Origin of the sequence: Pseudomonas sp. GD04019, assembly GCF_029837695.1 — a bacterium.
GTDB lineage: Bacteria > Pseudomonadota > Gammaproteobacteria > Pseudomonadales > Pseudomonadaceae > Aquipseudomonas.
On sequence record NZ_JAOEEA010000002.1, the window covers coordinates 1 to 17,378 of the forward strand.

Sequence of the window (17,378 nt, forward strand, 5' to 3'; positions counted from 1 at the left end):
TGTGCCCTGCTGCTGAGTGGCTGCGCCAGCGAGGCGCGCCTGGCCACGGGGCATCAGCTCGGCATCCACCCGGCCCGCACTGCCAGCGCCGATGGCCTGCAGGCGATGACCGATCGCCACAGCGGCGTGCGCCTGTGGGTGGCGCCGCAGCCGGTGCTGACCGAGGTGGATGTGCAGCAGGCGGAGATGGCCTTCACTCCGGACGGCCAGCCGGCGGTGATCCTGACCTTGACCGACGCGGGGCGCGCGACGCTGGCCGCGCTGACCCGTACCCAGCTGGGGCAACCATTGGCCATTCTGATCGACGGCGAATTGCGCCTGGCGCCGATCATCAGGGAGCCGGTGCTGGACGGACGGGTGGCATTGACCGGCTTCGACACCCTGGAGGAAGCCGAACAGCTGGCTGGCGACTGGCTTCAGTGAGGCGATGCAAAAGCCGGTGAGCCTGTCACCGGCTCGGCGGCGGTATTTTTCGGTGAACATCCTCCCGTTTGACGAGTCTGTGTTCTGTCTAATTATCAGAGGGCAGACAGCAGTGACCGCTGTCGTCGTACACCCAGCGAATCGGGTGGCGGCGCAGGCGCTTACGGGGAGTCGACGCTGTCGTGCCGCCTTCGATCGGCGGTGCCCCTGGCGCGGATTACCGATCAGCCTGCCACCCGCAGTGCGTGGCGGATGACCTAACCTGCGTTCGCGGGCACGTCCGGGCCTGCATTGTTGTCCAGTCGTACCGGCACCCAGTTGTCTCCAACAAGGCTTCATGTCTCAGAGGCAGTCTCCTATGTTCGCGTCCAAATCCGCTGGTGCCGTGCTTTTCCTGGGTCTGTGTTCGCCATTGGTCATGGCAGAGAACGTCATTACCGTGAGCCGAACGGCTGACCGCTTCGATCCCGCCTGCGTCAGTGACTGCTCGCTGCGCGAGGCCATCTACCGCGCCAACCATACGCCCGGAGCCACGCGCATCGTGCTGCGTGCCGGCACCTACACCCTGACCCTGAGCGACCCGATCTGGAACCAGGAAACCGACCCCGACCCGGATGAGAACGAGTGTTCCCGGGGGGATCTGGATGTCCGCGGCGAGCTGACGATCATTGGCGCCGGCCAGGCCGAAACCATCATCCGCAGTTCCGGCGAGCCGCTCACCGGGGACAGGTTGATCGAGGTGGTCGAAGGTGCCTCCTTGAACCTGCGCCGCCTCACGCTGCGCGACGGTCTTTCCGATACCCAAGGCGGCGCCATGCGCAACCGTGGCCGGGCGCTGGTGCAGCAGGTCAGTTTTATCGGCAACCGTTCCAGTGCCGGTATCGAAGGCGAGGGCGGGGCGATTGCCAACTACGGCGCCCTGACCGTCAGCCAGGCGCTGTTCGAAGACAACCTGTCGATTGGCAAACAGGGTTTCTATGGCCTGGGAGGGGCGATCTTCAACCTGGGGACCGTCCAGGTCCGCGATACCACTTTCCGCAACAACACCGCTGCCGACTACGACGACACCGATCTCGCCCAGGGCGGCGCGCTGTACAACCAGGGCCATGCGGATGTCGCACGGAGCACCTTCGTTGGCAACGCCGCGGGCCTATCGATTGATAGTGGCGGTGGTGCGGCCATCGCCAATCGCAAGGGCGGCGTATTGACCCTGACCAACAGCACCCTCAGCGGCAACACCGGTACCGACATCAACGGCGTGCTGGCCAACGGCATCGTTGGCTATCCGGAGGACGCCCAGGCCCAGGCCAAGCTGGTCAACGTCACCATCGCCGGTAACGAAGGCCTGGCCCTGAGCAACGTCGGCAGCCTGGTGCTGCGCAATAGCCTGGTGGCCGGCAATCGCCTCGATGGCATGCCGGCCAACTGTGCCAACAGCGGCAATTACCTGGCGCGTGGGCTGCTGTTGGGGACCGACCAGGGCAACTGCGCCAGCGACCTGCCCACGGACGATGCGCTGACCTGGAGCAAGGTGCTCTACCCACTGGCCGATAACAGCGGCGCTACCTGGACCCACGCATTGCGGCGCGGCAGCCCGGCCATCGATGTCGGGGTCGGCAGCTGTACGTCCCTCGATCAACGTGCGGTTAGCCGTCCGCACGACGGCGATGGCGATGGTGCCGCCATCTGCGATCTGGGGGCCTACGAGCGTACCCGGCCCTGACCGGTGTGGAGGTCGAGAGGACGCTGGCAAGGGATCTCCCGCCAGCGTCCTTCGCTTAATGCTTGGCCGGGATGCAGCAGTCGCGATCATCCAGCGCCTCCAGCAGTCGGCAATGCTCGGCATGGCCACTCTCGCAGCCGGCCAGCTTGTTCAGCTCGGCCTGCATGTTCTGCAGGTCGCGGATGCGCGCGGCGATGGTGTCGAGGTGCTCGCTGACCATCTGATCGGCGCTGGCGCAGGGGCTCTCCGGGTGCGCGGCGAGGTCCAGCAGGCTGCGGATTTCCTCCAGGCTGAAGCCCAGTTCGCGGCCGCGGCGGATGAAGCGCAGCCGTCTGACATCCATATCCTGGTAGTGGCGATAGCCCGAGGCGCTGCGTTGCGGCGCCGGCAGCAGGCCACTGCGCTCGTAGAAGCGGATGGTTTCCAGGTTGACGCCGCTGTCGCGAGCCAGCACGCCGATGGTGATGGGTTTGCCCATGTTGACTCCGTAGTGACTACAGGGTTTAGCCTAGTCTGCACCTGGATAGAGGAGATGCCAAATGGGTGCTCACTGCTGCAATCACGAATCGCCCGAGACCGCGCTGCGCTCCAAGCGCTACCGGCGCATCCTGTGGATCGCCCTGGCGGTCAACCTGCTGATGTTCGCCGTGGAGATAGGCGCGGGCCTCAAGGCCGGCTCGGTGTCGCTTCTGGCCGACTCGCTGGACTTTCTCGGTGACTCCGCCAACTACGCCATCAGCCTGTGGGTGCTGGGCATGGCCCTGAGCTGGCGGGCCCGCGCGGCGCAGTTCAAGGCCGCGAGCATGCTGCTGTTCGGCCTCGGCGTACTGGGCGCGGCGCTGTGGCACTGGTGGCAGGGTGCCGTGCCGAGTGCGCCGACCATGGGCGTGGTAGGCAGCCTGGCGCTGCTGGCCAACGTCGGCGTGGCGGTGCTGCTGTACGCCTACCGCGAGGGCGACAGCAATATGCGCAGCGTCTGGCTGTGCACCCGCAACGATGCCCTGGGCAACCTGGCCGTGCTGGCCGCGGCGCTGGGGGTGTTCGGTACCGGCAGCGCCTGGCCGGACCTGATAGTCGCCACCATCATGGCCACTTTGGCGATTACCGCCGCCGTGCAGGTGCTGCGCCAGGCCGATGGCGAGCTGAAGGATGGTCACGGCCATGCGCACTGAGCTGGAGGCGGCGCTGCGCCAGGCCTTCGCCGAGGCCGAGGCGGCACTGGGACGTGGCGAGGCGAACGTCGCCCTGGTCTGGCTGGAGCGGGCGCATATCCTCGGCCAGCGCCTGTCGCTACCGCATGCCCGTGCGCACTGGCTGATGCTGCGTGCCGGCTGGCAGCTGCGCGATTGGCGCGAGGTGGCGGGGCAGCTGCCGCGCATCCTCGCCGCGCTGCTGTTCTCGCGGATCTGGGTGCCGCTGGGCAACAGCGGGCGGGCGCGGGTCAGTGCGTTCAGGCCGATGCCGATCAGTGAGGAGCTGCGGCGTCTGCTGGAGTGAGACTCGGGCGATCCGGCGGTGGTGGAGGGTACTCGCCGCTGGCAGTACGCCTGCCGCGCCGGTGGTGGGCTGCCCGCTTCGCGGGCGAGGCCACCCTACGAGACCGTGAGTGGGCGCGGACTCGTGCGTTCAGGCCGATGCCGAATTGGTGGCGGCTCTGCATGGGACCAGCTTCTGTAGGGTGGATAACGCTCTGCTTATCCACCAGCAGGGTTCAGGCCAGGCCCATGCCCCACTTGATGGCGTAGGCGAGGATGCCCACGGCCAGCACGCCGCCCAGCCACAGGGCGGCGAACCAGGCCAGGCGCTGGGCCAGTGGTGGTTTGCTGTCGTTCATCTAGTGGTACCCCTCGCCGACGACTACCTTGCCGCGGAACACCCAGTAGCTGTAGGCGGTGTAGATCAGGATGATCGGCACCATCATGACCACGCCGACCAGGGCGAAGGCCTGGCTGCTGGCAGGCGCCGACGCCTCCCAGATGCTCACCGACGGCGGGATGATGTTCGGCCACAGGCTGATGGCCAGGCCGGTGTAGGCCAGGGCGATCAGCGCCAGGGTGAGTACGAACGGCTGCCAGTCGATCTTCAGGTGCACGGCGCGGACGATGCCGAGGATGGTCACCGCCACCAGGGTCGGTACCGGCATGAAGTAGAACAGGTTGGGCAGGGTGAACCAGCGCTGGGCGATGCTCTCGTGGGCCAGCGGCGTCCAGATGCTCACGGCGGCGATGAACACCAGCTGCAGGCAGGTCAGCGGCAGCATCAGCTTGTACATCTTGTGGCGCAGCTTGCCCTCGGTCTTCATCAGCAGCCAGGCGCAGCCGAGCATGGCGTAGCCGACCACCAGGCCGGCGCCGCAGAACAGCGGGAAGGGCGCCAGCCAGTCGAACGGGCCGCCGGCGAAGGCGCGGTTCTCCACCTTGATGCCCTCGATAAAGGCACCCAGCACCACGCCCTGGGCAAAGGTGGCGACGATGGAGCCCCAGATGAAGGCGGCGTCCCACACATGGCGGGTGCGCTTGGCCTTGAAGCGGAACTCGAAGGCCACGCCGCGGAAAATCAACGCGATCAGCATGATCACCAGCGGCAGGTACAGCGCCGTGAGCACCACCGAATAGGCCAGCGGGAAGGCGGCGAACAGCCCGGCGCCACCCAGCACCAGCCAGGTCTCGTTACCGTCCCAGATCGGCGCCACGGTGTTCATCATGGCGTCGCGCTCGTCCTTGTCGCGGAAGAACGGGTAGAGGATGCCGATCCCGAGATCGAAGCCGTCCATCACCACGTACATGAAGATGCCGAAGGCGATCACCCCGGCCCAGATCAGCGGCAGGTCGATGCTCATGGGCGTTTCTCCTCGTTGCTCAGGTTGTCGACGCCTTCGTCATCCACGCTTTCCGCCGAGGCGGACAGCGGGCGTGCCGGTGTGCGGCTATGGCCAGGACCGCCGTGCTCGGCGATCTGCGCGCTGATCAGGCCCAGTACCGGGCCCTTGCGCATCATGCGCAGCAGGTAGGTGATACCGACGCCGAACACGGCGAAATACACCACCACGAACAGCACCAGTGACACGCCCATCTGCGTGGCGCTGTGGTTGGAGGCGGCGTCGCTGGTGCGCAACAGGCCGTAGATCACCCAGGGCTGACGGCCCACTTCGGTGGTCACCCAGCCGGCCAGCAGGGCGATGATGCCGCTCGGGCCCATCAGCAGCATCAGGCGCTGGAAGCCCTTGGCCTCGTAGACCTTGTCGCCGCGGCGCAGCCACAGGCCTACGACCCCGCAGAGGATCATCAGCAGGCCCAGGCCGACCATCACGCGGAAACTCCAGAACACGATCAGCGCATTTGGCCGATCTTCCGGCGCCCATTCCTTGAGGCCCTTGATCTCGCCATCGAGGTCATGGGTAAGGATCAGGCTGGCCAGGCGTGGCACGCCGATGGCGTATTTGGTGGTTTCCGCCTGCATGTCGGGGATGCCGAACAGCAGCAGCGGCACGCCTTTCTCGGTTTCCCAGTGACCTTCCATCGCCGCCACCTTGGCCGGCTGGTACTTGAGGGTGTTGAGGCCGTGGAAGTCGCCGATCAGCGCCTGGATCGGCGCGACGATCAGCGCCATCCACAGGGCCATGGAGAACATCATGCGGGTGGCCGGGTCGCGCTTGCCCTTGAGCAGGTGCCAGGCCGCGGTGCCGCCGACCACGAAGGCGGTGCTGAGGAAGGCCGCCACCGCCATGTGCGCCAGGCGGTAGGGGAAGGACGGGTTGAACACGATGTCCCACCAGGAATCCGGGGTGAACACGCCGTCCACCAAGGTGAAGCCCTGCGGGGTGTGCATCCAGCTGTTCGAGGAGAGGATCCAGAAGGTCGAGATCAGCGTGCCGATGGCCACCATCAGGGTGGCGAAGAAGTGCAGGCCGCGGCCGACCTTGTTCAGGCCGAACAGCATGATCCCGAGGAAGCCGGCTTCGAGGAAGAACGCGGTGAGCACCTCGTAGGTCAGCAGCGGCCCCATGATGCTGCCGGCCGCCGTGGACAGCTGGCTCCAGTTGGTGCCGAACTGGTAGCTCATCACCACCCCGGAGACCACGCCCATGCCGAAGGTCACGGCGAAGATCTGCAGCCAGAAGCGGTAGAGGTCGTAGTAGACCTCCTTGTTGGTCTTCAGCCACAGGCCTTCGAGCACGGCCAGGTAACTGGCCAGGCCGATGGAGATGGCGGGGAAGATGATGTGGAAGGACACGGTGAAGGCGAACTGGATTCGCGCCAGTTCCAGTGCATCGAGGCCGAACATGAATGGCCACTCCGGAGATTGATCTGGGTCAATCATCCGCGCTCTGCCGCTGCGGTCGTAGCCGGCGGATTGTCGCATTGGGCAGAATGTCGCAGGTCTTTCAGCAATTGAAAGTCATTATCAACTGATATATGTTCGCGGCTCTTCCGCCAGCCCACTCCGCCACCTTGTCCTCGCCTTCCGATCCCCGCTCCGCCGATGGCCAATTCGAGAGCCATTCCGCCGAACTGCTGCGTTTCCTGACGCGGCGGGTGAAGTGTGCGGAGCTGGCGGCCGACCTGCGGCAGGAGACCTGGCTGCGCTTTCGTCGGCGCGAGTCGGGCGAGGAAATCGGCAACCTGCGCGCCTTCCTCTATCGCATCGCGCGCAACCTGATCATCGACCACCACCGCCAACAGGAGGCGCGGCCGATCGAAGAGGAGATTTCCCCGGAGCTGGTCAGCACCCAGCCCGACCCCGAGCGAGCTGCCAGCGATGCCCAGCGCCTCGAGCAACTGCAGCTCGTGGTCCAGGGCCTGCCGCCGCATTTGCGCCAGGCGTTGCTGTGGAATCGCCTGGACGGCATGACCCAGCGCGAGATCGGCGAGCGCCTGGGCGTCTCGGAAAGCATGGCCGGACGCTATATCCTCAAGGCCCTCGAACACTGTCAGCAGCAGATGGACCCTTCTCCGTGACCTACCCCGCGCTTCTCGCCCAGGCCCGCGAATGGCAGGTGCTCCTGCATTCCGGGCGCGCCACCGAGGCCGACCACGCCGCCGTGGACGCCTGGCGCCGTGCCGCGCCCGAGCATGATCGGGCGCTGCGCGAAGTGGAGGGCCTGTGGGCGCTGCTCGGCCAGATCGAGCGTCCGCGCGAGTTGCCGCAAGTACGCCCGTCACGTCGCCACCGGCGCTGGGCGATCCCGCTGGCCAGCGCGGCGGTGTTGCTGCTCGCCCTGTGGCTGCCGCGCGGTACCTGGGTCGGCCTGTATGCCGACGTCAGCACCCGGCCGGGCGAGGTGCGCGAGCTGCGCCTGGAGGATGGCTCGCTGCTCACCCTCAACGGCGATTCGGCGCTGGACTGGCAGTTCGTCGACGGGCGCCGCGAGGTCCGGCTGCTCCGCGGCGAGGCGGATTTCCAGGTGGCCCACGATCCGCAGCGGCCCTTCACGGTCAGCGCCGGCGAGGCGCATATCCGCGTCACCGGCACGCGCTTCGATGTGCGCCTGGAGGAGGGCGGCGTCGACCTGGCGGTGAGCGAAGGTCGGGTGTTGGCCTCCCGCAGGGGCCGTGAACCGCTGCCGGTGGTGGCCGGCCAGCAGGTGCAGTGGCGCGGGGGCGAGTTGCAGGCGCCGCAGGCGCTGGACATCCGCCAGCGCCTGGCCTGGCAACGCGGCAAACTGGTGTTTCGCGACCGACCGCTGGTCCAGGTGTTCGCCGAACTGGAGCGCAGCCAGGGCGCGCGCGTGCTGTTCGTCGACGACGCGGCGCGCGCCCTGCAGGTGACCGGCGTGTTCGCCCTCGACGATCCGCAGGCGGTACTGCGCGCCGTCGAGAGCACCTTGCCGGTGCGCCTGGTGCGTTTGCCGGGGCTGATCCTGGTCGCCTCGCGCGGTTGATTCCCGCTGCCGCAGCGGCTGGTGGGCAAATCGAAAATATTTTCGCAGCATCGGTTCAGAACGCCGCGGCGCTTTCGTCTTCTGTGCTGCAAATGCGACTTCTTCGCATGAAACAGCCAAGGACACCAGCATGCGGTCGACCTCCTTCCTCGCGGCGCTAGCCGCTCTTCCCCTGGCCATCGCCGCCGCCAACGCCCAGGCCGTCGAGCTCGACGTGCCGGCCCAGCGCCTCGATGCGGCGCTCACCGATTTCGCCGAGCAGGCCGACGTGCGCCTGCTCTACGACGCCGGTCTGACTCGCAATAGCGGCCTGGCGCCGGCGCTCCGAGGCGACTATTCGGTGGCCGATGGCCTGCAGCGCCTGCTTCAGGGCAGTGGCCTGACCTTCCAAACTGGCGCCGACGGCACCGTCACCCTGGTGCCGCTGCCCGAACAGGGCGCCCTGGAGCTGGGCTCGAGCACCATCAGCGGGGTCGCCGACGGCCGCACTGACCTGCCGGCCGAGTACGCCGGTGGGCAGACGGCGCGTGGCGCCAACCTCGGCGTGCTGGGCAACCAGGACATGCAGGACGTGCCCTTTGCCTTCTCCAGCTACACCTCCGATTTGATCGAAACGCGGCAGGCGCAGACCCTGGCCGAGGTGCTGGCCAGCGATCCGGGCGTGCGCCAGTCGTTCGGCTTCGGCAACTTCTCCCAGGTGTTCGTCGTGCGCGGCTTCCAGCTGTTCAGCGACGACATCGCCTTCAACGGTCTGTACGGCGTGCTGCCGCGGCAGATCATCTCCACCGAGTCGGTCGAGCGGGTCGAGGTGTTCAAGGGCGCTAACGCCTTCGTCAACGGCGTGTCGCCGTCCGGCAGCGGTGTCGGCGGGGCGATCAACGTGGTCTCCAAGCGCGCCGAGGACACCCCCACGCGCAGCGCCACCCTGGACTACGCCAGCGACAGCCGGGTGGGCGGGCACCTCGACCTGGGCCAGCGCTTCGGCGAGGACAACCGCTTCGGCGTGCGGGTGAACCTGGCCCAGCGCGAGGGCGAGACCGCGGTGGACGACGAACACTCGCGCTTCAGCCTGGCCACCCTCGGCATGGACTACCGCGGTGATCGGCTGCGCCTGGCCACGGACATCGGCTACCAGAAACAGCGGGTCAACCAGGGGCGCTCGGTGGTCTACCTGACCACCACGGGGCCGACCAGCACCCTCAACGGCAAGACGCCGTCGGCACCGGACTCCGATCACAACTACGCGCAGCCGTGGAGCTGGTCGCAACTCGAAGACACCTACGGCATGTTCAGCGCCGAGTACGACCTGTCGCCGTCCTGGACCGCCTACCTGAACGCCGGCGGCAAGTACACCCGGGAGAACGGTATCTACGCCTCCAACTATGTGTACGGCGCCAATGGCGAGGCGCGTATCGGCCGTCTCTATTCGCCGCTGGACCAGGAAACGCTGAGCGCCGTCAGCGGCCTGCGCGGCGAACTGGCGACCGGACCGGTGAGCCACCGCATCAACCTAGCGGCCAACGGCATCTGGCAGGAGAAGCGCAACGCCTTCGAATCCACCGCGGCGGGCCGGCGCGGCTTCGGCAACCTGTACGAGGGCCAGCCCGTCGCCGAGCCGCCGGCCACCAGCATCGCTGGCGATATCCACCATCCGGACACCACGGCCAAGGTACAGAACCGCAGCCTGGCGCTGTCCGATACCCTGGGTTTCCTCGATGACCGCGTGCTGCTGACCCTCGGCGTGCGCCGCCAGTCCATCGGTGCCGACGCCTGGAGCGCGGCCAGTGGCGCGCGCACCTCGAACTACCAGGAGAGCATCAACACACCGGCCTACGGCCTGGTGATCAAGCCCACCGAGTACCTGTCGTTCTATGCCAATCGCGTCGAATCTCTGCAGCAGGGCCCGACCGCGCCCGCCACGGCGCTCAACAACGGCGAGATGTTCGCGCCCTATCGCTCCAAGCAGACCGAGGTGGGCACCAAGCTCGACTGGGGCACCTTCGGCGGCAGCCTCAGCCTGTTTCGCATCGAGCAGCCTCAGGGCGTGCTTGGCGGCGACAACTACTACCGGGTGGATGCCGAGCAGCGTAACCGCGGCGTGGAGCTGAGCCTGTTCGGCGAGCCGCTGGACGGCCTGCGTGTGCTGAGCGGCGCGACCTGGACCGAGGCCGAGCTGAGCGGCACCGCCGGCGGCCGCGACGACGGCAATCAGGCGGTGGGCGTGCCGCAGTTCCAGCTCAACCTGGGCGCCGACTGGGACGTGCCCGGCGTTCCGGGGCTTAGCCTCAACGGCCTGTTGCTGCGCACCGGCGGTCAGTACGTCGACAGCGCCAACGAATACAGCATCCCCGCCTGGACCCGCGTCGACCTCGGCGCCCGCTACCAGACGCAGCTGGAAGGCCGCGCGTTGACCTTCAACGCCATGCTGGAGAACGTCGCCGACGAGGACTACTGGGCCTCGGCCAACGGCGGCTACCTGACCCAGGGCGCGCCGCGCACCCTCAAGGTGTCGGCCACCGTCGACTTCTGATCCGCGGGTTGAAACGAAAAGGGCGCCTCTGGCGCCCTTTGCATTTCCCCGGCCCTACTTGGTGGCCTTGAGCACCACGAACTTGGGATTGGCCGCCACCTGCTCCACGCCGCGGAACAGGCGTTTGAGCTTGGCGTGGTAGCCGAGGTGGCGGTTGCCGACTATCCACAACTCGCCGCCGGTGACCAGCGCCGCGCGGGCCTGCTGGAACATGCGCCAGGCGAGGAAGTCGCCGACCACCTGCTGCTGGTGGAAAGGTGGGTTGCACAGCACCAGGTCCAGCGAATCCGGCGCCTGCTCGGCCAGGCCGTCGGCGGCGCGGAAAGTAGCCGGGCGCTGGCCGAGGGCCGCGCGCCAGTTTTCCTCGGCTGACTGCACGGCCATATAGGACTCGTCCAGCAGCGTCAGTTCGGCCTCGGGGTTGGCCAGGGCGTAGGCGATGGCCAGTACGCCGTTGCCGCAGCCGAGATCGGCCACGCGCTGCGCCTGCAGGCGCTTGGGCAGGTGCGGCAGGAAGGCGCGGGTGCCGATATCCAGGCCCTCGCGGCAAAACACGTTGGCATGATTGACCAGCTCCAGCGCCGGCTTGTCGAGTCTGTAGCGGGTCGGGTAAGGCGAAGTCGGTGCTGGTCTGGTTTCTACCGTGGCCGTCAGCAGGCGCGCCTTCTTCACCGCCAGCGAGGCCTGCAGCGGGCCGATGTACCGCTCCAGCAGCTCGCCGGCGCTGCGTGGCAGGTGCTTGAGCATCGCCCCGGCGATCACCCGGGTGCCGGGACCCAGCTGGCCGTGCAGGCGGATCAGCTGTTCCTCCAGCAGCGCCAGGGTCTTGGGTACACGCAGCAGCACCAGGTCGAACGGGCCCTGCACGGTCTCGCTGGCCGGCACGAAGCGCACGCTGTCGGCGGCCAGGCCATTGCGCGCCAGGTTCTTCTGCAGGGCCAGGTGGCCCAGGTGCGAGTCGCCGCTGCTGGTCACCCGGCAGTGCGCGGCCAGCGAGCAGGCCAGGGCGCCGAAACCGTCGTTGAGCAGCAGCACGCGGCTGTCCGCGCTCAGGCCCAGTTCGTGGACATGGGCGAGCAGGTACTCGTCGGCGGCGTCGAAGGCTTGCAGCGGTTCGTTGGCCATCTCCGGCTGGCGGATCAGGTCGAGCTGGGCGAAGGGCGTGGCGAGAGTGGGCATGGCGGCGGGATCGATGGGCGGGGCAGGCGGCATTGTCCTAGATGCATAGGGAAATGTCTCGAAGTGAGAAACAGGCGGCTTGTGACTGCAAGGTGCAATCCGGAGAATATGCAGTCACTTGCCGCCGCCGAAGTTCCGCAATGGGTGGCATGTCCAACAACAAATCGGATGGCCGCGCGACCTGAGCGCAGGCACCGTCCGAACCCCCGGCCCCCGTGGCCGCACAAACCCAAACCATCATCCGCCCCACAAGTCTTGTGGGGTGCCGCTATTGCATTGCCGCAAGGAAGTTCATGAAGTACCTGTTCGCTGCCTGTCTGTCCCTCTCCCTGCTGTTCTCCGCGCCGCTGCGCGCCGAGGGCCAGCCGATCCTGATCAAGTTCTCCCACGTGGTCGCCAACGACACGCCCAAGGGCCGCGGCGCCCTGCTGTTCCAGCGCCTGGTGGCGGAGCGCCTGGACGGTGCGGTGAAGGTCGAGGTCTACCCCGACTCCACCCTGTTCGGTGACGCCGACGAGATGGCCGCCCTGCAGCGCGGCGAGGTGCAGATGCTGGCGCCCTCGGTGTCCAAGTTCGAGGCCTACACCAAGCAGTTGCAGGTGTTCGACCTGCCGTTCCTGTTCGACGACCTGGAGGCGGTCAAGCGCTTCCAGCGCCGCGAGAAGAGCCGCGAGCTGCTGCGCTCCATGGCCGGGCAGAACATCTACGGCCTGGCCTTCTGGAACAACGGCATGAAGCAGCTCTCCGCCACCCGCGAGCTGCGCGCGCCGGCGGATGCCAAGGGCCTGGCCTTCCGCATCCAGTCGTCCAGCGTGCTGGAGGCCCAGTTCGCCGCCCTCGGCGCCCAGGCCAAGCGTATTCCCTTCGGCGAGTCGCTCAAGGCGCTGCAGGCCGGCACCGTGCAGGGCACCGAGAACGCCTGGTCGAACATGGCCGCCGCGGGCTTCGACAGTGCCCAGCCGTTCATCACCGAGACCAACCACGGCTCGCTCAACTACATGCTGATCAGCAGCTCGTCGTTCTGGCAGAGCATTCCGTACGCCACCCGCAGCGAGCTGGAGGCGATAGTCGAGGAGGTCACCACCCAGGTCAACAAGGACGCCGAGCAGCTCAATCGCCAGGGCCGCGAGCAGCTGGTCGGCGCCGGCCGCGCCCGGGTCGTCGCCCTCAGCAAGGACGAGCGCGCGGCCTGGCGCAGCGCCATGCAGCCGCTGTGGAAACAGTACGAGGCGCAGATCGGCGCCGATATGCTGCGCGCCGCGCAGACCGTCAATCGTCGCTAATCCCTTCGAACTGGCGGTGTTTGTCAGCCGCCCTTTGCGCGAGACTGCGCGTATGTGGAAGTAAGGTAACGCCATGACCGCCAGCGAAGAGAAGTTCACCCGCCAGACCCTCACCGACGTGCGGGTCTGGTCGCCCAGCCTGTTCAGCCTGACCTGTACCCGCGACGCGGGCTTCCGTTTCCGCGCCGGGCAGTTCGTCCGCCTCGGCGTGCGCAAGGCCAGCGGCTGCATCGTGTGGCGCGCCTACTCGGTGGTCTCGGCGCCGCACGACGAGTACCTGGAGTTCTTCTCCATCGTCGTGCCCGGCGGCGAGTTCACTTCCGAGCTGAGCCGTCTTGCGCCCGGCGACGAGTTGCTGGTGGAGAAACAGGCCACCGGCTACCTCACCCTCGACCGCTTCCCCGATGGCCGCGACCTGTGGCTGATCGGCACCGGCACCGGCCTCGCGCCGTTCCTGTCGATCCTCCAGGACCTGGAGGCCTGGCAGCGTTTCGAGCGCATCGTCCTGGTGTACAGCGCCCGCGATCGCGGCGAGCTGGCCTACCAGGAGCTGATCGCCGAGCTGCCGCAGCGAGAGTGGCTGGAGGGCGCCGGGCACAAGCTGCAGTACATCCCGGTGGTGACCCGTGAACAGGTGCCCGGTGCGCTGAATGCCCGAGTCACCACGCTGATCGAGAACGGCGAACTGGAGCGTGCCGCCGGCCTGGAACTCGCGCCCGAGCATTCGCGCATCATGCTCTGCGGTAACCCGCAGATGATCGAGGACACCCGCGCCGTGCTCAAGGCGCGCAACCTCAACCTGGCGCTGACCCGCCGCCCCGGCCAGGTGGCGGTGGAGAACTACTGGTAAGAGCGGTCCTCCCTCTGCGTTAAGAATTGGTAACTTTTTCCCGCTTAGGAATGGGCGGTCATGCCGTTAGCATGGCCGTCCCTTTTTATCCTGCGGACCCCATGGACAGCGACTGTTGCCAGCCACCCCCGAGTGGCCACCCCTCCCTCGACGCCCGCGCGCGTCTGCTGCTGATTTCGCCTGAACGATACGCCCTGCGCCACGTCTACCGTGCCTGCGCTGCGTCGACGCCTGCCCGGAGGAACGCCGCATGATCTTCGAATGGATGGCCGACCCCACGGCCTGGCTCGGCCTGCTCACGCTGATCGTGCTGGAGATCGTCCTCGGCATCGACAACCTGGTGTTCATCGCGATCCTCGCCGACAAGCTGCCGCCGCACCTGCGTGACCGCGCGCGGCTGATCGGCCTGAGCCTGGCGCTGCTCATGCGCCTGGGCCTGCTGGCGAGCATCTCCTGGCTGGTGACGCTGACCGAGCCGCTGTTCGAGGTGTTCGGCAAGAGCTTCTCCGGCCGCGACCTGATCATGCTGTTCGGTGGTGTGTTCCTGCTGTTCAAGGCCACCATGGAGCTGCACGAGCGCCTGGAAGGGCGCACCCATCAACCGGGCGGCAGCCGCACCTACGCGCTGTTCTGGCCGGTGGTGGCGCAGATCGTGGTGCTCGACGCGGTGTTCTCTCTCGATGCGGTGATCACCGCCGTGGGCATGGTCGAGCACCTGGAAGTGATGATGATCGCCGTGATCGTCTCCATCGGTCTGATGATCGTCGCCAGCAAGCCGCTGACCGCCTTCGTCAACGCCCACCCGACGGTGATCATGCTGTGCCTGGGCTTCCTGATGATGATCGGCTTCAGCCTCACCGCAGAGGGCCTGGGCTTCCATATTCCCAAGGGCTACCTGTACGCGGCCATCGGCTTCTCCATCCTCATCGAGGCGGCCAACCAACTGGTGCGGCACAAGCGCAAGCGCCAGCTGCAGGACGGCCGTGGCCTGCGCGAACGCACCGCCCATGCGGTGCTGCGTTTGCTCGGCGGTAAGGTCGAGGCCGACGAGGTGGGCGAGGAGATCGCCGACATGCTGGAGGGCGGCGCCGGGGACCTGGTGCCGTTCGACCGCCGCGAGCGGGTGATGATCCGCGGCGTGCTGGGCCTGGCCGAGCAGTCGATCCGCCAGGTGATGACCACGCGCATGCGCGTCGACCACCTGGACCTGGACGGCCCCGCCGAGCAGCACCGCCAGGCGCTGCTGGAGTCGCCTTATTCGCGCCTGCTGGTGATCCGCGCCGGCCAGCTGGACGAGCCGCTGGGCTACGTGCACAAGAAGGAGCTGCTCAAGGAGCTGCTGCAGGGCGGCCAGCCGGACCTGCACAGCCTACTGCGCACGCCGCTCAACCTGCCGGACAGCTGCAGCGTGCTCGGCGCCCTGGAGCAGATGCGCCAGGCCTCCACCCACGTGGCCTTCGTGGTCAACGAGTTCGGCGGCTTCGAGGGCATGCTGACCCTGACCGACGTGCTGGAAGCCATCGCCGGCGAGCTGCCGGATGCCAACGAGGTGGACGGCCCGGATATCGAACCGGTCGGCGCCGGCTTCCGCGTCAGCGGCGCGCTCAACCTCAGGCTGCTGCGTTCGCGCATCGGCCTGCAGGCCCAGGCCACCGAGGACTACCAGACCCTCGCCGGCCTGGTGATGAGCCTGCTCGACCGCCTGCCGGTGGTGGGCGACGAGGTGCGCGCCGCTGGCTGGCGCATGCGTGTGGAAGAGGTGCACGAGCGGCGGGTCAGCCGCCTGCTGCTCACTCCCGAGCCGCAGTGAAGATGAAAACGGCGCCTGCGGGCGCCGTTTTCATTGGCGTGGGCGCTACTGCTTCTGCTGGTTCTTCAGCAGATCGCGGATCTCCGTCAGCAGCACTTCCTCGGGGCTCGGCGCCGGCGGCACGCTCGGTGCCACGGCTTCCTCGCGCTTGAGTCGATTGATCACCTTGACCCCCATGAAGATGGCGAAGGCGACGATGACGAAGTCGAGCACCGTCTGGATGAACTTGCCGTAGCTGAGTACCACCGCCGGAATGTCGCCCTCGGCGGCCTTGAGGGTGATGGCCAGGTCGGAGAAGTCGACCCCGCCGATCAGCAGGCCGATCGGCGGCATGATCACGTCGCCGACGAAGGAGCTGACGATCTTGCCGAAGGCCGCGCCGATGATGATACCGACGGCCATGTCGACCACATTGCCCTTGACCGCGAAGGCCTTGAATTCGCTGAGAATACTCATGTTTCACTCCCTGGTTTCTGGTTATGGCGGCAAGTGTACCCTAGGCCGGGTAGTGCACCTCGGGCAGCGACTCGAAGCCCGGCCTGGCCAGCAAATAGCCCTGGAACAGGTCCACGCCCATGTGCCGCAGGCATTCGAGTTCGCCGCGGGTCTCGATGCCCTCGGCGATCACCCCGATGCCGAGCCGGCGGCACATGTCGAGCACACTTTCGACCAGCACCTGACGCACTCGATCCCCGTCGATGGCGCGGATCAGGTCCATGTCGAGCTTGATCAGGTCAGGCTGGAAGTCGGCCAGCAGGTTGAGCCCGGCATAGCCGGCGCCGAAGTCGTCGATGGCGGTCATGAATCCCTGGGCCCGGTAGGCGCGGAGAATGTCGGTCAGGTGCGGGATGTCCAGCACCTGCTCCTGCTCGGTGACCTCGAAGATGATCCGCTCCAGCGGAAACTGGCAGCGCCTGGCCGCCTCCAGCGTGGCGCGGATGCAGGTCTCCGCGCGGTACACCGCGTTGGGCATGAAGTTGATCGACAGCCTGGCCGGCAGTCGCAGGCGGGCGGCCCACTCCACGGCCTGGATGCGGCAGCTCTGGTCGAAGGTGTAACGGTTGTGGGCGTCGACACGCGCCAGCAGGCTGCCGGCGGATTCCCCGGCGCTGCCCCTGACCAGCGCCTCGTGGGCGAAGACCAGGCCCTGGCGCAGGTCGACTATGGGTTGAAAGGCCATGCTGATGGGAAAGTCCAGTCCCTTGCCTTCGCGGCAAGCGGAGCAACCTGGATTCGAGGTCATGGTCGAGCGTACTCCCGGTGCGGACGAGATGGCTGAAGCCGGCTGCGCTGGCCGGCTCGCTTGGCGAAAAGGTGTCAGGCGCCGTTGGCCTTGCGCAGGCGCTCGGCGATCTGATCCTTGAGCTGTACCCGTTCGTTCTTCAGGGCGTGCAGGGCCAGGTCGTCCATTGCCTGGCGACCGTCTTCCACTTCGTAGATGCGTTTGTCGAGGGTCTCGTAGTGCTGCGCCAACTGGGCGAAGTGCGCATCCTGGGCGTGCAGGGCCTGCAGTTGCTGGCGGTATTCGGGGAATTCGCGGGCCAATGGGTGGTGTTCGAGCGGCATAGGGGGGCACTCCCAACGGTGACGTGTCTGTTCAGCCTAGCTCAGTGACCATTGCCGGCGTCGCTCAGGCGGCGGACGGTCGCGCGGTTTGATCCGGGTCAATGGCCAGGCGAGACGGCCCGGTTAGGCTGGG

Annotated in this window: 18 protein-coding genes; 10 read left to right on the forward strand and 8 right to left on the reverse strand. The window is 67.1% G+C overall.

Annotation, left to right across the window (positions count from 1 at the left end; genetic code table 11):
• Both N7607_RS02665 and N7607_RS02670 read left to right on the forward strand, forming a co-directional pair.
• On the forward strand, window positions 1-423 hold a 423-nt coding region (locus N7607_RS02665), incomplete at its 5' end, for a hypothetical protein (protein ID WP_279924013.1).
• A gap of 439 nt (window positions 424-862) precedes the next feature.
• A complete protein-coding gene (locus N7607_RS02670; RefSeq protein WP_279864553.1) occupies window positions 863-2,146 on the forward strand; it encodes a choice-of-anchor Q domain-containing protein in 1,284 nt (427 codons plus the stop codon).
• A gap of 55 nt (window positions 2,147-2,201) precedes the next feature.
• Here the strand turns inward: N7607_RS02670 and N7607_RS02675 are convergent, their stop codons facing one another.
• Window positions 2,202-2,624, reverse strand: coding sequence for a MerR family DNA-binding protein (locus N7607_RS02675; RefSeq protein ID WP_279864552.1), 423 nt, complete (start codon window positions 2,622-2,624; stop codon window positions 2,202-2,204).
• 61 nt (window positions 2,625-2,685) lie between these two features.
• On the opposite strand from N7607_RS02675, the gene N7607_RS02680 reads away from it, so the two are divergent.
• Both N7607_RS02680 and N7607_RS02685 read left to right on the forward strand, forming a co-directional pair.
• Complete coding sequence (locus N7607_RS02680) at window positions 2,686-3,318, forward strand: cation diffusion facilitator family transporter (protein WP_279864551.1); 633 nt, start codon at window positions 2,686-2,688, stop codon at window positions 3,316-3,318.
• Window positions 3,308-3,643 carry a DUF3703 domain-containing protein gene (locus N7607_RS02685; protein WP_279864550.1) on the forward strand — a complete coding sequence of 112 codons (336 nt, stop codon included), beginning with the start codon at window positions 3,308-3,310 and terminating at the stop codon, window positions 3,641-3,643. Before N7607_RS02680 ends, N7607_RS02685 begins: the two co-directional genes overlap by 11 nt.
• Before the next feature lie 214 nt (window positions 3,644-3,857).
• Here N7607_RS02685 and N7607_RS02690 read toward each other — a convergent pair whose 3' ends face one another.
• From N7607_RS02690 to N7607_RS02700, 3 genes are read right to left on the reverse strand one after another with little or no spacing between them, the layout of a single operon-like run.
• A complete protein-coding gene (locus N7607_RS02690; protein WP_279864549.1) occupies window positions 3,858-3,980 on the reverse strand; it encodes a DUF2474 domain-containing protein in 123 nt (40 codons plus the stop codon).
• Window positions 3,981-4,985, reverse strand: coding sequence for a cytochrome d ubiquinol oxidase subunit II (gene cydB, locus N7607_RS02695; protein WP_192399616.1), 1,005 nt, complete (start codon window positions 4,983-4,985; stop codon window positions 3,981-3,983). It lies immediately after the preceding gene.
• Entirely contained in the window at window positions 4,982-6,430 is a 1,449-nt protein-coding gene (locus N7607_RS02700; protein WP_279864548.1) for a cytochrome ubiquinol oxidase subunit I, read from the reverse strand. The genes cydB and N7607_RS02700 overlap by 4 nt, the downstream gene beginning before the upstream one ends.
• Before the next feature lie 131 nt (window positions 6,431-6,561).
• Here N7607_RS02700 and N7607_RS02705 point away from each other — a divergent pair, with 131 nt between their 5' ends.
• The 3 genes from N7607_RS02705 (at window position 6,562) to N7607_RS02715 (ending at window position 10,557) form a co-directional block, all read left to right on the forward strand.
• A complete protein-coding gene (locus N7607_RS02705; RefSeq protein WP_279864547.1) occupies window positions 6,562-7,104 on the forward strand; it encodes a sigma-70 family RNA polymerase sigma factor in 543 nt (180 codons plus the stop codon).
• The gene (locus N7607_RS02710; RefSeq protein ID WP_279864546.1) at window positions 7,101-8,027 is read left to right on the forward strand and encodes a FecR family protein; all 927 of its coding nucleotides are present in this window, start codon (window positions 7,101-7,103) and stop codon (window positions 8,025-8,027) included. The genes N7607_RS02705 and N7607_RS02710 overlap by 4 nt, the downstream gene beginning before the upstream one ends.
• Before the next feature lie 130 nt (window positions 8,028-8,157).
• Window positions 8,158-10,557, forward strand: a complete 2,400-nt coding sequence (locus N7607_RS02715) for a TonB-dependent receptor (RefSeq protein ID WP_279864545.1) — start codon at window positions 8,158-8,160, stop codon at window positions 10,555-10,557.
• Window positions 10,558-10,611: 54 nt separating this feature from the next.
• Here the strand turns inward: N7607_RS02715 and N7607_RS02720 are convergent, their stop codons facing one another.
• On the reverse strand, window positions 10,612-11,736 hold the full coding sequence (locus tag N7607_RS02720) for a class I SAM-dependent methyltransferase (protein ID WP_279864544.1): 1,125 nt from the start codon (window positions 11,734-11,736) through the stop codon (window positions 10,612-10,614).
• Window positions 11,737-12,029: 293 nt separating this feature from the next.
• Between N7607_RS02720 and N7607_RS02725 the strand changes: the two genes are divergently transcribed.
• The 3 genes from N7607_RS02725 (at window position 12,030) to N7607_RS02735 (ending at window position 15,679) form a co-directional block, all read left to right on the forward strand.
• On the forward strand, window positions 12,030-13,019 hold the full coding sequence (locus N7607_RS02725; RefSeq protein ID WP_279864543.1) for a DctP family TRAP transporter solute-binding subunit: 990 nt from the start codon (window positions 12,030-12,032) through the stop codon (window positions 13,017-13,019).
• Between the two features lie 73 nt (window positions 13,020-13,092).
• On the forward strand, window positions 13,093-13,869 hold the full coding sequence (locus N7607_RS02730) for a ferredoxin--NADP reductase (RefSeq protein ID WP_279864542.1): 777 nt from the start codon (window positions 13,093-13,095) through the stop codon (window positions 13,867-13,869).
• Between the two features lie 250 nt (window positions 13,870-14,119).
• A complete protein-coding gene (locus tag N7607_RS02735; RefSeq protein ID WP_279864541.1) occupies window positions 14,120-15,679 on the forward strand; it encodes a TerC family protein in 1,560 nt (519 codons plus the stop codon).
• 45 nt (window positions 15,680-15,724) lie between these two features.
• Here the strand turns inward: N7607_RS02735 and mscL are convergent, their stop codons facing one another.
• The 3 genes from mscL to N7607_RS02750 all read right to left on the reverse strand — a co-directional run bounded on the left by mscL (window position 15,725) and on the right by N7607_RS02750 (window position 17,245).
• Window positions 15,725-16,135 (reverse strand): large-conductance mechanosensitive channel protein MscL, encoded by a 411-nt coding sequence (gene mscL, locus N7607_RS02740; protein WP_279864540.1) that lies wholly within the window; start codon window positions 16,133-16,135, stop codon window positions 15,725-15,727.
• Window positions 16,136-16,175: 40 nt separating this feature from the next.
• The gene (locus N7607_RS02745; RefSeq protein ID WP_279864539.1) at window positions 16,176-16,922 is read right to left on the reverse strand and encodes an EAL domain-containing protein; all 747 of its coding nucleotides are present in this window, start codon (window positions 16,920-16,922) and stop codon (window positions 16,176-16,178) included.
• 74 nt (window positions 16,923-16,996) lie between these two features.
• Window positions 16,997-17,245: a YdcH family protein gene (locus N7607_RS02750; RefSeq protein WP_279864538.1), complete on the reverse strand. Its 249-nt coding sequence runs from the start codon at window positions 17,243-17,245 to the stop codon at window positions 16,997-16,999.
• Between the last annotated feature and the right edge of the window lie 133 nt (window positions 17,246-17,378).

Coding starts and splice junctions, on each gene's coding strand:
- N7607_RS02725 (WP_279864543.1), top strand. CDS start 12,030: ATGAAGTACCTGTTCGCTGCCTGTCTGTCCCTCTCCCTGCTGTTCTCC.
- N7607_RS02730 (WP_279864542.1), top strand. CDS start 13,093: ATGACCGCCAGCGAAGAGAAGTTCACCCGCCAGACCCTCACCGACGTG.
- N7607_RS02700 (WP_279864548.1), bottom strand. CDS start 6,430: ATGTTCGGCCTCGATGCACTGGAACTGGCGCGAATCCAGTTCGCCTTC.
- N7607_RS02675 (WP_279864552.1), bottom strand. CDS start 2,624: ATGGGCAAACCCATCACCATCGGCGTGCTGGCTCGCGACAGCGGCGTC.
- N7607_RS02680 (WP_279864551.1), top strand. CDS start 2,686: ATGGGTGCTCACTGCTGCAATCACGAATCGCCCGAGACCGCGCTGCGC.
- N7607_RS02750 (WP_279864538.1), bottom strand. CDS start 17,245: ATGCCGCTCGAACACCACCCATTGGCCCGCGAATTCCCCGAATACCGC.
- N7607_RS02705 (WP_279864547.1), top strand. CDS start 6,562: ATGTTCGCGGCTCTTCCGCCAGCCCACTCCGCCACCTTGTCCTCGCCT.
- mscL (WP_279864540.1), bottom strand. CDS start 16,135: ATGAGTATTCTCAGCGAATTCAAGGCCTTCGCGGTCAAGGGCAATGTG.
- N7607_RS02715 (WP_279864545.1), top strand. CDS start 8,158: ATGCGGTCGACCTCCTTCCTCGCGGCGCTAGCCGCTCTTCCCCTGGCC.
- N7607_RS02745 (WP_279864539.1), bottom strand. CDS start 16,922: ATGACCTCGAATCCAGGTTGCTCCGCTTGCCGCGAAGGCAAGGGACTG.
- N7607_RS02720 (WP_279864544.1), bottom strand. CDS start 11,736: ATGCCCACTCTCGCCACGCCCTTCGCCCAGCTCGACCTGATCCGCCAG.
- N7607_RS02685 (WP_279864550.1), top strand. CDS start 3,308: ATGCGCACTGAGCTGGAGGCGGCGCTGCGCCAGGCCTTCGCCGAGGCC.
- cydB (WP_192399616.1), bottom strand. CDS start 4,985: ATGAGCATCGACCTGCCGCTGATCTGGGCCGGGGTGATCGCCTTCGGC.
- N7607_RS02735 (WP_279864541.1), top strand. CDS start 14,120: ATGATCTTCGAATGGATGGCCGACCCCACGGCCTGGCTCGGCCTGCTC.
- N7607_RS02690 (WP_279864549.1), bottom strand. CDS start 3,980: ATGAACGACAGCAAACCACCACTGGCCCAGCGCCTGGCCTGGTTCGCC.